This window comes from Pantoea dispersa, from assembly GCF_014155765.1.
GTDB lineage: Bacteria > Pseudomonadota > Gammaproteobacteria > Enterobacterales > Enterobacteriaceae > Pantoea > Pantoea dispersa.
Genome location: NZ_SCKT01000002.1, coordinates 359,204 through 372,688, shown reverse-complemented (window position 1 = coordinate 372,688; position 13,485 = coordinate 359,204). Strand labels below are relative to the sequence as shown.

Here is a 13,485-nt window from a genome sequence, read left to right as displayed (position 1 = left end):
ACACCTTCAGCCTGACATGTTAAGAAAGCGGCAGGATTCAGCGCGCCGTTAACTGTTGCAGCGCCGCTGCGCTGGCGGCATCATCCGGCACGTACACCAGCAGGCGGTCACCGTTGCGTGACGCCGACCACCAGTTGTTCTGGCGCAGGGTCATTTCGCCTACTTCGGCACGGTAAAAGCGTTTTACGCGGTTTTCCACCTTGCCCAGTTCGTAGCGCTGCCAGGTGTGCGCGAACTCATCGGAACTGTTCAGCAATCGCGCCAGGAAGCTCTCCCAGTGCGGATCGCCCAGATGCTCGCCCATCTGACCGCGAAACATCGCCACCATCTGCGGCATCACTTCGTCCCAGTCGGTCATCACATTGCGCCAGCCGGCATGGTTGAACGCCAGCCAGATACAGTTGCGATCTTCCGGCGCGATCTGGGCTAAATCGACGCCCATCAGCGCACACCACGCCTGGTTATAGCCGAGGATATCGAAGCGCGGCGTTTCGATGATCGCCGGCAGCTGAATGGCATCCAGCATTTGCTGATTATGTCCGGCGAGTTTGCAGCAGGCAGCAGCGACGCGCGTCGATGGCAGAGTGTGTCCGGCCAGCGAGAAAAGATGCTGCGTCTCAACATCATTGCATTGCAGGGCGCTGGCGATGGCCGTCAGCGTTTTGGTGGAGGCTTTGATATCGCGCCCCTGTTCCAGCCAGGTGTACCAGGTGACGCCGACATCCGCCAGCTGCGCCACCTCTTCACGGCGTAAACCCGGCGTGCGGCGCTGACGCATACGCGGTAAACCGAGGCGGTTAGGATCCAGGCTCTCGCGGCGCGTACGTAAAAAGGTACCGAGTAATTTACGGTTGTTCAGCTCAGCGGGGGTAAGGGTTTGCGCGGTGCTCATCAGCAGCTCTCCAGACGAGACGGGTAGAATTTATACCATGATAATCAAGAACTGGTACCCGTTTAACGGTTAGGTGATGCTATGCCGTAGTGAAACTAAAAACAAGGTTAACGCTATGCAGACATCGCAACTTCAACGTGCAGGACTGGTGGTCCTGCTGGCCGGGCAGCTATTGCCGATGATCGACTTTTCCATAGTCAACGTCGCGCTGGATGCGATGGCACAATCGCTGCGTGCCTCGCCGATCGCGCTGGCGCTGATCGTGGCGGTGTACGGTATCGCCTTTGCTATTTGTCTGGCGATGGGCGGACGCCTGGGCGATAACTTTGGCCGCCGTCGCGTGTTTTTAGCCGGCGTCTGGATCTTCGGCATTGCGTCATTATTGTGCGGCATTGCTAACAGCGTCGGCATGCTGATGTTTGCGCGCGCGCTGCAGGGCGTCGGCGCCGCTTTTATGGTGCCGCAGATTCTTGCCACGCTGCACGTTACGCTGCAGGGCAGGGCGCATGCGCGGGCCATTGGTCTGTACGGCGGTATCGGCGGGCTGGCTTTTATTATTGGCCAGGTGCTGGGCGGTTTTTTGATCAAAGCTGATATTGGCGGCTACGGCTGGCGCAGCGTGTTTCTCATCAACCTGCCGATCTGCCTGTTTGTCCTGCTGACCGCGCGCCGCTTCGTACCGGAAACGCATAACCTCAAGCGCGTGCCGGTGGATGTGAGCGGTACGCTGCTGCTGGCCGGCGCGATCGGCTGTCTGATGCTGGCCCTCGCGCTGGGGCCGCTACTGCACTGGTCGTGGCCGTGCCTGTTACTGCTGGTGCTGTTTCCACTGTTTCTGCATCGGCTGCGCCACAGCGCGCTGCGACTGGAAGCCGCTGGCGGATCGCCGCTGCTGCCGCCCTCGCTGCTGCGTCTTTCCAGCGTGCGTTTTGGTCTGACGCTGGCGGTGCTGTTCTTCTCCTGCTGGAGCGGCTTTATGTTCGCAGTGGCGCTGACGCTGCAATCCGGCATCGGCATGACCGCTTTTCAGTCCGGCAACGCGTTTATTGCCCTGGGCGCGGCCTATTTTATCGGCTCAATGCGTACTACCCGCATGGTTGAGCGCTATGGTAAACGTGCCACGTTACTGTCTGGCTGTGCGATTCAGATGGTCGGGCTGGTGGCGCTGATCGCGACGCTGCAGCTGAAGTGGCCGCATGTGGGCATTGCTACGTTGATTCCGGCCACCGCGCTGATTGGCTTTGGCCAGTCGTTTATTGTCAGCACCTTCTACCGCATTGGCATGATCGGGGTGCCGCATCATCAGGCCGGCGCAGGCAGTGCGGTGCTGTCTACCGTGCAGCAATCGGCGCTGGGACTGGGACCGATGCTGCTCGGCGGCGTGTTCACCCAGATCAATCAGCATGGTAATCACCTGGCAGACATCAGCGGTACGCTGGCGGTGGAGTTGCTGATGATGGCACTGCTGGTGGTGCTGACCAGCGTCAACCGTCGGACGTTCCAGCCGGTGACGGCTGAAGGCTGACGCCGGAGGGAAAAAGTCAGCCCGTCTGGTCACCGTAAACGCTGACCCTGCAAGGTAATAACAGGTCTTTGAGCCGGGTGCGCATTGATGCGCCCCGGCACCTGAAAACCGCACCGCGCTTACTTTTCCGCCAGGCGTAAACCACTTTCGGCATCGAACAGATGGATTTTTTGCGGATTGAAACCGATGCGCAGCGTCGCACCACTGCCGGCCGTATGCCGTCCGGCCATCTGCATGTGCAGCGCATGACCGTGCCAGTCAAGGTGCAGCAGGGTTGATTCCCCGGTAATCTCCACCACGTTCACCATCGCAGGCGCGCCGTCCTGCACTTCGCTCAGATCGTGCGGGCGCACCCCCAGCGTCACGGCAGCGCCTTCACGTTCCCGTGCCACCGCCTGCCACTGCGCGGGCAGCGGCTGCCACCAGTCCTGACACTGCACGCCCGGCACGCCGTCATGCGCCAGCAATTGTGCCGGTAACAGGTTCATGGGCGGCGAACCAATAAAACGCGCCACAAAGGTATCTGCCGGACGATCGTAGATCGCCAGCGGTGCGCCCTGTTGCACGATGCGTCCCTCTTTCATCACCACAATCTGGTCGGCCAGCGTCATCGCTTCTACCTGATCGTGCGTGACATACACCATGGTGGTTTTGAAACGCTGATGCAGCGACTTGATCTCGGCGCGCAGCTCCATGCGCAGCTGGGCATCAAGGTTAGAGAGCGGTTCGTCAAACAGAAACACCTGCGGATTACGCACCATGGCGCGGCCCATCGCCACGCGCTGACGCTGCCCACCCGAGAGAGCGCGCGGGTAGCGCTGCAGCAGCTTATCAATGCCAAGAATCGCGGCGATGCGCGCGATTTTCTGCTGCTGCTCATCGCGGCGTACCTTCTTCACCTGCATATGGAATGCCAGGTTTTCGGCCACCGTCAGATGCGGATAGAGCGCATAACTCTGAAACACCATCGCAATGTCGCGATCGGCGGGATCGCGATCGTTAATCTGCACCTTATCCATCAGAATCGCGCCGTCGGACAGGCTCTCCAGTCCGGCGAGCAGGCGCAGCAGCGTCGACTTGCCGCAGCCGGACGGGCCAACCAGCACGGTAAAGCTGCCGTCGGGAATGGTCAGGTCGAGCGGATGCAGCACCGACTGTTTACCGTAGCGCTTGGCCACTTTAACGAGTTCAACACCGGCCATAATTTAAAACTCCTGTGCGCATAGTTGCAGTTGTTGCCAGTCGGGATAGCGACGTGGCTGCGTGCTGATTGCCAGTGAGGCCACCGCAATGCCCCATTGCAGCGCGGTGGCAAGATCCTGCTGATGCAGCAGCGCGGTAAGAAAACCGGCGTTAAAGCTGTCGCCGGCACCGATGGTGTCGACCACCGCGACCGCGCGAGCGGGCTGTTGCAGGCTGTGCTGACGTTGCCAGCAGCCCGCGCCCTGCGCACCGCATTTCACCACGCAGCCGCCGCGCCCGCTGAGCCGTTGCGCCAGAAGATGCGCACCGGTGTGCAGATTATCTGCGCCACTCAGCCCGAGCGTTTCGACTTCATTGAGCAACAGCCAGTCGCACTGCGGCAGCCAGCGGGCGAACTGCGCACGCACTTCATCGCTCCAGCCCTGCGGCGGCCAGCCGGTATCGACGGCGATGATAAACCCGCGCTGCTGCAGTTCGGCCAGCAACTGCGGATAGTCGTCATACAGTTGCAGGCAGAGAAACGTGCCGCACAACAGCACGATATCGCCGCTGCTGGCTTGCGCCGGGAGCTGGCTCAGCACGTCCTGCGCGCTGAGCCGCACAATGTGACCGAGATTACTGAGGAACGATCGCTCGTGATCGGAGTGCGTGACGCCAACGGTGAGCGAGGTTTCGCAGGCGTAGCGCGTCCAGTGCGCCGCGCTGTGCGGAAAATGGCTCGCCAGCCATGCGCTGAGGCCGTCATCGCCCTGATTAGCGACGGCGCGATGGCGCACCTGCATCGCTTCCAGCGCCAGCGCGCAGTTGCCTGCCGAACCGCCCGGACGCAGCTCACTGTGCTGCAGCATCACTTCGGTGCCGCGCTGCGGCCAGCTGTCCAGCGTACCCATGATGACATCGACATTGATATTGCCCACCACGTAGAGCGTGGCGCGGGCTTCCTTATTGCTCATCATCCTTTGCTCCCGCCACTGGCAAGGCCGCTGACCAGCGTTTTTTGCAGCCAGATAGCGATAAAGAGAGGAGGAACCGACGCCAGAATACCGACGGCGGCAATCAGCCCATCGTCGGTGGCGCGGCCTGCGGTAAAGCCGGCAATGGTGACCGGCAGGGTTTGCGCGGCGATGTTGCTGGTGAACAGCAGGGCGTAGAAAAATTCATCCCACGCCAGCAGCCAGCCAAACAGCGCCGCCGCGCCCAGCACCGGTTTCGCCAGCGGCAGCGTAATGCGCAGCAGCACCTGCCAGACGCGCAGTCCATCAAGACGCGCAGCCTGTTCGATATCCTGCGGCAGGGCATCAAACTGGTTTTTCAGCATCCAGGTGAGAAACGGCAGAATCAGGGAGCAGTACACGATGATCAAACCGGGTCGGGTGTTGAGCAGATCGAACTGCTGCAGCAGAAAGTAGAGCGGCAGCACAAACGCCACCGGCGGCACCATATAGATGGCCAGAGACGCGAACAGCCAGCCGTCACGGCCGCGATAGCGCGAGAAGCTGAACGCTGCCGGGATCGCGAGCAGCAGGCACACCAGCGTTGCGCCGGTTGCCACCAGCAGGCTATTACCCAGCGCATGCAGGAACAGCGCGCCGGGCTGGCCGGGTTCCAGCGAGATCAGCCTGCGGTAGCGGCTGAAATCCCACTGGCGCGGCAGCCACTCCAGCGGCACGCGTGTCAGATCGCTGGTGGCGCTGACGCTCATCAGAAACAGCCAGCCCATCGGAGCCACGACGGAGAGCGCCACCAGCAGCGCCGCCGCGTATTTAGCGCAGGTACGCAGTTTAACCTTCATAGGCACTTCCCCGACGGCGCTGCCGCCACAGTAATAGCATGTAAAGGGTGATCAGCACTGCGCACAGCAGCGTCATTAACATGGCATAAGCCGCACCGCTGCCGGCGCGCAAGTAGCTGAATGATTCCTGATAGACGTAAAAGCTCAGCGTTTTGGTGCTGTCGACCGGACCGCCGCGCGTCATTACATAGATGATGTCGAAGATCTTAAAGGCGTCGATGGTGCGTAACACCAGCGCCACGCTGAGCGAGCCAACAATCGCCGGAAAGGTGATGGCACGAAAACGCCGCCATGCCGATGCGCCATCCAGCCGCGCCGCTTCGTAGAGATCCTCCGGCACCGACTGCAGCGCCGCCAGCACCAGCAATGTCACCAGCGGATAGTTTTTCCAGATGTCGGCAAACATTACCGCGTTGAGCGCGGAAGCCGGCGACCCCAGCCAGCTGCGGTAGCCATCGATGATACCGAGTTGTGTCAGCAGGGCGTTGATACTGCCGTAGTCCGGATTGAAATTGAGGCGCCACATCATGGCGTTCACAATGGTTGGTAGCGCCCACGGCAGAATCACCAGCACGCGCAACACGTTACGTCCGGCGAATTTCTGGTTGAGCAGCAGCGCAACCAGCACGCCGATGACGCCTTCAATCGCTACTGACACCACGGTGAAGTAGAGCGTGCGCCACAGCGAGGTTTGAAAATCCGCATCGGTAATGGCGTAGAGATAGTTCTCCAGGCCAATCCATTGCGGCGCTTCACCGCCGCTGCCAATCAGCGCGGCGTCGGTAAAACTCAGCCAGATAGTGCGCAGCAGCGGCCAGGCGGTGAGCAACAGCATCACCAGTAGCATGGGTGCCAGCAGCACCCATGCCTGCCGTTGTTCGCGTTGACGCAAACTCAGCATACTGACCCCTTAACGCAGACGCGCCGCACTTTTGTCTACCGCCTGCATGGCCGCTTCCGGTGTCGCGCTGCCGACCAGAACCTGTTGCAGCTGCTGCTGCAGGGTGTTGGAGAGACGTGAGTAATCAGCGGTTTCCGGACGCGACAGCATGACATTCAGCGATTTGTCGGCAGCAGCGATCAGGCTCTCCTGATTCTTACTGACCGCGGGATCCTGATAGGAGCTTTTCCAGATCGGCAGACTGAGCGTGGCGTATTTATTCTGTACCGGCTGCGAAGTCATGTAACTGATGTACTGCCACGCCTGCTCCGGATGGCTGCTGCCTTTGGCAATGCCCAGACCCATCGAACCGTTGACCGCGCCGAAACGATTGGGCGCATCGCCGGGTGCGGGCATGATGCCAACCTGGCCGGCGACTTTACTCTGTTTGGCATCGTTGGCCATGTTGTACATGTAGGTCCAGTTGAGCGCGAAAGCCGCATCGCCGTTGGAAAAGGCTTTGCGCACGTCCTCTTCCAGATATTCGCGCGAAGCCGGGTTGGTCAGGCCCTCATCGAGCGAGTTTTTCATCAGCTTCACCGCCTGCAGCGAGGCTGGCGTAGAGAAATCGAGCTTGCCGTTATTATAGAATTTGCCGCCGAAGCCGGAGACCAGCGTGGTGTAGTCACACACCAGCGCTTCCGCCTGTGACCAGCTCCATACCAGCGGATATTTAACGATATTTTTCTGCTTAATGATGCGCGCATCATCCATCACCTGCTGCCAGGTTTGCGGCAGATCTTTGATGCCAGCTTTTTCCAGCATCGCTTTGTTGTAATAGAGATATTTGGTGTCGAGGATCCACGGCATGCCCAGTGTTTTGCCTTTGAACACCACGGTGTTCATTGCGCCGGGGAAGATTTTCTCTTTTTCATCTGCGCTGATGCGGCTGCTGACATCCTGCAACAGGTCGAACTTGCTGAATTCCGCTGGCCAGATGGCATCAAACAGCACCACATCGTAACCGTTGCCGCCCGCGCCGCGTGCCGCGACGATCTTATCGTGCAGCGCCTCGTAAGGAACAAACTCCAGATTAACCTGCACGTCCGGGTGCGCTGTCTGAAACGCCTGCGTCATGGCGCGGATATCGTTTTCACTGTAGGCCGCCTGCGTCATAAACAGGGCGTTAAGCGTAGTGGTAGCCGCTGCCGCGCTGCCCGCGCAGGCGAACAGTACGGCGGCAAAACAACCTTTCATCTGATTTTTCATTGCGTTCTCGCCTTCATGCAGTAGAGGGTGTTTAATTAAATCAATTTGATTGATTTAATATCGCGCACAGATTGCCAGCGCGCAGTGGCTGACAGCAGTGAGCTAAAGCAAGGGACGTGCCAGGGCAGAAAACAACGCTGCCATCCGACACTACTTTGCACAGATTTTTGCCGCTGTCAGGTAAACAGGTTGTAAAATGTGTGGCCGATCATAGATATTGAGGCGGCGGTCCGCAGCGGTGGTTAAAAGAGGGAAGCGAGCAGGATGAAAACGTCGGGAACCAATCTGGAACATGCGCGCGCGCACAATCGTCGGGTGATTATCGAAGCGATACGCCTGCACGGTGAGCTGACCCGTGCCGAGCTGGCGCGACTGACCGCGTTAACGCCGCAAACCGTCTCGAATATCGTCGCTGAACTGGAGCAGGCGGAGCTGCTCACCAGCCGTCAGCCGCGCAAGCAGGGCCGCGGTCAGCCGGCGATTCCGGTCACCCTGAATCCGGCCAGTGCGTTTTCCATCGGCATCCATCTCGACCATCAGACGCTACTGATTGTGCTGGTGGACCTGACCGGTGAAATCCATTTTCGCCGCCTTATTATGGTGCAAAAACCGCAGCCGGATGCCACATTAGCGCGCATTGCCGGGGTGCTGGCGGAGATCAAACAGCAGACCGGGCCGCGCTGGCAAAAAGTGCTGGGTATTGGCGTGGTGATGCCGGGGCCGTTTGGTGTGGAGGGTATCTCGTCAATGGGGCCGACCACGCTGCACGGCTGGGAGGATGTTGATATCGCCGCGCGTCTTGCTGAGATGAGTGGACTGCCGGTCACGCTGGAGAATGATGCCACCGTCGCGGCGATTGGCGAACGTTTTCACGGCGTGGCGCGTCATCTTAATTCCTTTATTTATCTGTACATTGGCACGGGCCTGGGCGCGGGCATCATCATGGATGGCCATGTGTACAGCGGCCATGCGCACAACGCCGGTGAAGTGGGGCATGTGGTGGTTGAACCCGGTGGACGTGAGTGTTACTGCGGCAATCATGGCTGCCTGGAGCGTTATGTTTCGCTGCAGGCCGCTTACGAATTCTGCGGACTCGACCCGATGAGCGCGCTGCCGGAAGATTTACTGCAGGTTGATCCGGCGCTGTTTGATCGCTGGATTGATACCGTGCTTACGCCGCTGCGCCAGGGTATTAATATGCTGGAGTGTATCTTTGATGCCGAGAGCGTGATTATCGGCGGCATGATGCCTGCGGTGTTGCTGGATAAAATTATCCAGCGCCTGCCGCCGCTCTACCAATCGGTGCGCGGCCGCTATCTGACCGGCACGCGACTCAAGACCGGCATGACCGGCAGCGACACCGCCGCCCTCGGCGCAGCGGCTCTGCCAATTTTTGATGAGTTTAATCCGCAGTTCCAGGTGCTGATGAAGTGAAAAACGCGGCCAGCGTTTTACCGCATCACCCAGTGTCCGGCGCTCACTTCCTGATAATGCCGTTTTTCCGGCACAAATCCATTGGCACGCACCGGGCTCTTCAGCTCGCTGACGTCCACGTACCGTTTTAAGTGGCGGCGCGCCGGATCGGGCACCGGCACCGACGCGAGCAGTTTTTGTGTGTATGGGTGCTGCGGATTCTCAAAAATAGCCGCGCGCGGTCCAATCTCAACAATCTCTCCCAGCAGCATCACCGCCACACAATGGCTGATACGCTCTACTACCGCCATATCGTGTGAGATAAACAGATACGACAGATTCAGGCTGTGTTGCAGATCGAGCAGCAGATTGATGATCTGCGCTTTCACGGTGACATCAAGGGCGGACACCGACTCGTCGGCAATGATCATTTTCGGATCGAGCATCAGCGCACGGGCAATGCAGATGCGCTGACGCTGGCCGCCGGAAAATTCGTGCGGATAGCGTTTCAGCATAGTTGCGGGCAGGCCAACGCGCGTCATCAGTTCGGCCGCTTTGCTCTGTGCAGCGGCCTTACTGCCCAGCCGATGCTGTAAAAAAGGTTCGGTGAGGGCTTCAAGGACTGACATGCGCGGGTTAAGGCTGGCAAACGGATCCTGAAAAATCATCTGCATGGCGCAGCGCAGCTTGCGCAGTTCTTGCCGGGAGAGGGTGAGCACGTCGCTGCCGTCAAAAGCAATCTGCCCGCAGGCCGGCTGCACCAGCCGCGTCAGCGAGCGGCCGGTGGTGGATTTGCCACAGCCGGATTCGCCGACCAGCGACAAGGTTTCACCCGGCAGCAGATCAAACGAGATATTCTCCACGGCGTGCACCGCACCGGTTTTACGGCTGAACAGCCCTTCGTGAATGCTGAAGCGCGTGCTGAGGTTCTTCACTGACAGCAGCGGCGTTTGCCCTTGTGGCGTCTGCCGCGCCTGCGCCACCGGCGCTTCGCCGTTGAGCGCAAACTTACGCGGTCCATCGATGCCGCGCATGGCACCCAGCTGCGGCACGGTTGCAATCAGCGTGCGGGTATACTCTGCCGCCGGGGCTGAAAAAATCGCGGCGGTGCTGCCGGTTTCCACCATCGCGCCCTGGTACATCACCAGCGTTCGGTCGGCGACTTCTGCCACCACGCCCATATCGTGGGTGATGAACAGCACGGCGGTGCCTTCCTCCTCCTGCAGGGTCTTGATCAGGTCAAGGATTTGACCCTGAATCGTGACGTCGAGCGCGGTGGTCGGCTCGTCGGCAATCAGCAGTTTTGGGCGCAGCGCCAGCGCCATGGCGATCATCACGCGCTGACGCATGCCGCCGGAAAAGTGGTGCGGGTAGTCACTGAAGCGTTTGGCCGCGTTGGGAATACGCACTTTCTCCAGCAGCCGGATGGTCTCTTCGCGGGCGGCGCGTGCGCTGATTTTGCGGTGCGCGATCAGCGCCTCAGCAATCTGGTGACCGATAGTGAAGGAGGGATTAAGGCTGGTCATCGGCTCCTGGAATATCATCGCGATGGCATTGCCACGGATATCGCGCATTGCACGTTCGCTCAGCGTGAGCAAGTCCACGCCGTTCAGCAGCACTTTGCCGCTGATACGTGCGTGACGACTATTCAGCAGGCGCATGATCGCCATCGAGGTAACGCTTTTGCCTGAGCCCGACTCACCCACAATCGCCAGCGTTTCACCGGCCCCGAGGGTAAAAGAGACGTTTTTCACCACCTCACGCCAGCGGTCATCGCTGCGAAACGCGACGGTGAGATTTTCGATGCTCAGCACCAGCGGGTCAGCGCGATTCATTGTGCCGCCAAAAAGCGCGCCGAGCGGGTGCTGACCGGCACAAAGGTAAAATCGGTATCGAACGGATAAGCCGGCTGCAGCTTGCGCTTGCGCACCAGCCGTTCAACATACTGATCGACCACACCTTCCGACAGCGCCATCAGGTTGGGATTGGCAATCGGCGCCAGCTCGGGCGACAGGTAACCGGATTTCACCACCACAATTTTTGCCTGGCGCGGATCAAGTCCGAGCAGGGCGAAATCTGCCAGGTTGTGATAAGGACGACGCCGATCGGCAACCACCACGGTAATGCCTGCAATCTTCAGCAGCGCCTGACGGGCAACCGAACGGGCATCATCACTCAGCAGTAGCACGTCAAACTCGCCACTGACTTTGCCGCCAGCAGGATCCAGCGTGGCACCGATAGTCAGGGAGAGCCGGGCACCGACGCCCGCGGCGAAGGCCGCCTCTGTGGCCGGTTTATCGGTAATGCCGGCAACGATGACATCCTGCGCATTTTGCCGCAGCAGTTCGGCCAGTACATCGGCCCGATCGCCCACGCCGCCGCCGGTCGGGTTATCACCGGAGTCGGCGAGAATCACCGGTCCGCCAGGGCTGGAAATCGCCATGCGTACGCACTCTTCAGTACTGCCGGTCACGCAGCCAAACACAAATTGCTCACGCGCCTGCCAGTAAGCCAGCGCCAGTTTGGCCGCCTGCTCAGACAGCACATCGGCATCGGTACCGGTCATGATGGCGGCCGCCGTGGCGCGTGGCTCATCCGCCCAGACATAGCCAACCATCAGCGAAGCATCCCAGATATGTTCAAGTGAGTTAATCCCGGGCAGGCTGGCGTAAAGGCTTTTGGCCGGTTCATCTTCCGTGCTGGTGCGCTCGCCTGGCAGCACCACGGGGATCGGCGCCCACACCACACCCGGCCGGATGCCGCTTTGCAGGCTATTGACCAGCATCGAAACGGAGCGGCGCATGGTCTCTTCCACATCGATATGGGGTGCCGTGCGGTAGGTCGAAAACATATCGATCGCGTCGATGATGCGCTGCGAGACATTACCGTGCAGATCGTAGCTGACGCTAATCGGACAATCGGGCCCGACCAGCTCGCGCGTCGCGCTAATCCAGTCGCCTTCCGCGTCTTCCATCCCTTCGACATAAACCGCGCCGTGCATCGCCAGGTAAACGCCATCCACGGGCAAATACGCCTCGAGCCGATGGAGAAACTCCTGTTTGAAGGCATCATAGGTCACACGTGCTACTGGCCCACCGGCAATGGCGCGGGCGTGAAAGGTCGGCAGAAATTCAGCCGCGTAATCCTGCAGAAAGGCGAAATAGGGATTGGTCGTCATCGCTTCACCCCGCACGATGCGGAAGTCGTCGGCGTAATTGAGCACCGGGTTCCAGGTACTGCATTCAGTATGAATTCCACCATAGGCAATGCGCATAACAGACTCCGCTAGTCGGGTAAGTGAACGATAAAACGGTAAGCCGCCACACTGGCTGCGGCGCGGGCCCAGCTCAACTGATCAATCGCCATGCTGGCGATGGGCGTCTTGCCCATGATTGAAGGCAACACGTGACTATCTACCGCCTGCATCACCACCGTTCTGAGCAGGCCGTCGAACGCATCCGGCTGATGAGCGATGACAATCATCTCCGGATCGTTCATCTGAATGATATTGGCAATGGCGAGGCCAAGTGCGTCACCTGCCTGGTGCAGAATTGCGATCGCGGCGCTATTGCCTTTTACCGCCAGCGCTTCCAGTTCGGCAATGCTGGTGCAGGGCAGCTGTTTGTCACGCATGCTTTCACGCATCGCAGTGAGCGATGCCAGCGTATCAAGGCAGCCGCGTTTGCCGCAGCGGCACGGACGCCCGCCGGGCTCTACGGTACAGTGAGCAATTTCACCGGCCCCACCGTGCGCGCCGCGGTGCAGCTGCCCCTGAAAGAAGTGCGCGGAGCCAATGCCGTCGCCGTGGGAAATCAGGGTGAAATTCTGTGCCTTTTTCGCCACGCCGAAAATCTTTTCGCTGACCGCCAGAGCTTTGGCATCGTTTTCCAGTGACACCTCCAGACCGGTTTGCGCGTTAAGCAGTGCCGCCAGCGGGACGTTTTTCCAGCCCAGCAGGGCAGACTGAACGCACACCGCCTGGTTTTCATCCACAAAGCCGGAAAGCGTGACGCCCAGCCCGATAAGCTGATCGGCGGAGATGCCCTTTTGTGCAAGCAGGCCGGGAATGGCGGCGGCCAGCGCACCAGTCAGCAGCGCAGGATCGGGATTCAGCGGCATGTGGGTACTGGCCAGGATGCGGCCGTGCATATCCGTCAGCACCAGATACACATCGTCACCGAGCAACGACGCACCGAGAAAATAGGCGCTGTCGGCACGCATTTTTAATAACACCGAAGGCCGACCCTGACCGTTACTTTCCGGAATGCTCTCTTCAAGCAGTCCTGCGCTAAGCATCTCTTTGATTAATGTGCTGATTGCGGCTTTACTCAGCTTCATTTTTTCCGCAATTGCCGTGCGGCTCATGCCATGCGAAGCAATTAATAAACGCAGAATTTGTTGCTGATGAGCATTAAGCATCCGGGTTCTCACGGCATAGGCTGTATTTGGCCGACAATAATCAGCCGTGAAAACAAATTCAAGCGTATTTAGTTTATTTTCTGAATACAGAT

11 protein-coding genes are annotated in these 13,485 nt (G+C 59.5%); 2 read left to right on the top strand and 9 right to left on the bottom strand.

Annotated elements, in window-relative coordinates:
- Positions 1–37 precede the first annotated feature (37 nt).
- Entirely contained in the window at positions 38–892 is an 855-nt protein-coding gene (locus H7K56_RS08445; protein ID WP_058770343.1) for a helix-turn-helix transcriptional regulator, read from the bottom strand.
- A gap of 115 nt (positions 893–1,007) precedes the next feature.
- Between H7K56_RS08445 and H7K56_RS08440 the strand changes: the two genes are divergently transcribed.
- A complete protein-coding gene (locus H7K56_RS08440; protein ID WP_150360095.1) occupies positions 1,008–2,417 on the top strand; it encodes an MFS transporter in 1,410 nt (469 codons plus the stop codon).
- A gap of 119 nt (positions 2,418–2,536) precedes the next feature.
- Here the strand turns inward: H7K56_RS08440 and H7K56_RS08435 are convergent, their stop codons facing one another.
- From H7K56_RS08435 to H7K56_RS08415, 5 genes are read right to left on the bottom strand one after another with little or no spacing between them, the layout of a single operon-like run.
- On the bottom strand, positions 2,537–3,619 hold the full coding sequence (locus H7K56_RS08435; RefSeq protein ID WP_150360094.1) for an ABC transporter ATP-binding protein: 1,083 nt from the start codon (positions 3,617–3,619) through the stop codon (positions 2,537–2,539).
- Positions 3,620–3,622: 3 nt separating this feature from the next.
- On the bottom strand, positions 3,623–4,573 hold the full coding sequence (locus H7K56_RS08430) for a carbohydrate kinase family protein (RefSeq protein ID WP_375140413.1): 951 nt from the start codon (positions 4,571–4,573) through the stop codon (positions 3,623–3,625).
- A complete protein-coding gene (locus H7K56_RS08425; protein ID WP_150360092.1) occupies positions 4,573–5,412 on the bottom strand; it encodes a carbohydrate ABC transporter permease in 840 nt (279 codons plus the stop codon). Before H7K56_RS08425 ends, H7K56_RS08430 begins: the two co-directional genes overlap by 1 nt.
- Entirely contained in the window at positions 5,402–6,313 is a 912-nt protein-coding gene (locus H7K56_RS08420; RefSeq protein ID WP_021508901.1) for a carbohydrate ABC transporter permease, read from the bottom strand. The genes H7K56_RS08425 and H7K56_RS08420 overlap by 11 nt, the downstream gene beginning before the upstream one ends.
- A gap of 9 nt (positions 6,314–6,322) precedes the next feature.
- Positions 6,323–7,561 (bottom strand): extracellular solute-binding protein, encoded by a 1,239-nt coding sequence (locus H7K56_RS08415; RefSeq protein WP_150360091.1) that lies wholly within the window; start codon positions 7,559–7,561, stop codon positions 6,323–6,325.
- Positions 7,562–7,825: 264 nt separating this feature from the next.
- On the opposite strand from H7K56_RS08415, the gene H7K56_RS08410 reads away from it, so the two are divergent.
- Positions 7,826–8,995 (top strand): ROK family transcriptional regulator, encoded by a 1,170-nt coding sequence (locus H7K56_RS08410; RefSeq protein WP_058759002.1) that lies wholly within the window; start codon positions 7,826–7,828, stop codon positions 8,993–8,995.
- A gap of 17 nt (positions 8,996–9,012) precedes the next feature.
- On the opposite strand, the gene H7K56_RS08405 is transcribed toward H7K56_RS08410, so the two are convergent.
- The 3 genes from H7K56_RS08405 to H7K56_RS08395 are packed head-to-tail and all read right to left on the bottom strand — an operon-like array spanning position 9,013 to position 13,393.
- On the bottom strand, positions 9,013–10,809 hold the full coding sequence (locus H7K56_RS08405; RefSeq protein WP_150360090.1) for an ABC transporter ATP-binding protein: 1,797 nt from the start codon (positions 10,807–10,809) through the stop codon (positions 9,013–9,015).
- Positions 10,806–12,248, bottom strand: coding sequence for a M81 family metallopeptidase (locus H7K56_RS08400; protein ID WP_150360089.1), 1,443 nt, complete (start codon positions 12,246–12,248; stop codon positions 10,806–10,808). The genes H7K56_RS08405 and H7K56_RS08400 overlap by 4 nt, the downstream gene beginning before the upstream one ends.
- Positions 12,249–12,259: 11 nt before the next feature.
- On the bottom strand, positions 12,260–13,393 hold the full coding sequence (locus H7K56_RS08395; RefSeq protein ID WP_150360088.1) for an ROK family transcriptional regulator: 1,134 nt from the start codon (positions 13,391–13,393) through the stop codon (positions 12,260–12,262).
- Between the last annotated feature and the right edge of the window lie 92 nt (positions 13,394–13,485).

Excerpts from the sequence above, each read along its gene's own strand:
- H7K56_RS08445 (WP_058770343.1), bottom strand. The coding sequence starts at position 892 with ATGAGCACCGCGCAAACCCTTACCCCCGCTGAGCTGAACAACCGTAAA.
- H7K56_RS08440 (WP_150360095.1), top strand. The coding sequence starts at position 1,008 with ATGCAGACATCGCAACTTCAACGTGCAGGACTGGTGGTCCTGCTGGCC.
- H7K56_RS08435 (WP_150360094.1), bottom strand. The coding sequence starts at position 3,619 with ATGGCCGGTGTTGAACTCGTTAAAGTGGCCAAGCGCTACGGTAAACAG.
- H7K56_RS08430 (WP_375140413.1), bottom strand. The coding sequence starts at position 4,573 with ATGAGCAATAAGGAAGCCCGCGCCACGCTCTACGTGGTGGGCAATATC.
- H7K56_RS08425 (WP_150360092.1), bottom strand. The coding sequence starts at position 5,412 with ATGAAGGTTAAACTGCGTACCTGCGCTAAATACGCGGCGGCGCTGCTG.
- H7K56_RS08420 (WP_021508901.1), bottom strand. The coding sequence starts at position 6,313 with ATGCTGAGTTTGCGTCAACGCGAACAACGGCAGGCATGGGTGCTGCTG.
- H7K56_RS08415 (WP_150360091.1), bottom strand. The coding sequence starts at position 7,561 with ATGAAAAATCAGATGAAAGGTTGTTTTGCCGCCGTACTGTTCGCCTGC.
- H7K56_RS08410 (WP_058759002.1), top strand. The coding sequence starts at position 7,826 with ATGAAAACGTCGGGAACCAATCTGGAACATGCGCGCGCGCACAATCGT.
- H7K56_RS08405 (WP_150360090.1), bottom strand. The coding sequence starts at position 10,809 with ATGAATCGCGCTGACCCGCTGGTGCTGAGCATCGAAAATCTCACCGTC.
- H7K56_RS08400 (WP_150360089.1), bottom strand. The coding sequence starts at position 12,248 with ATGCGCATTGCCTATGGTGGAATTCATACTGAATGCAGTACCTGGAAC.
- H7K56_RS08395 (WP_150360088.1), bottom strand. The coding sequence starts at position 13,393 with ATGCTTAATGCTCATCAGCAACAAATTCTGCGTTTATTAATTGCTTCG.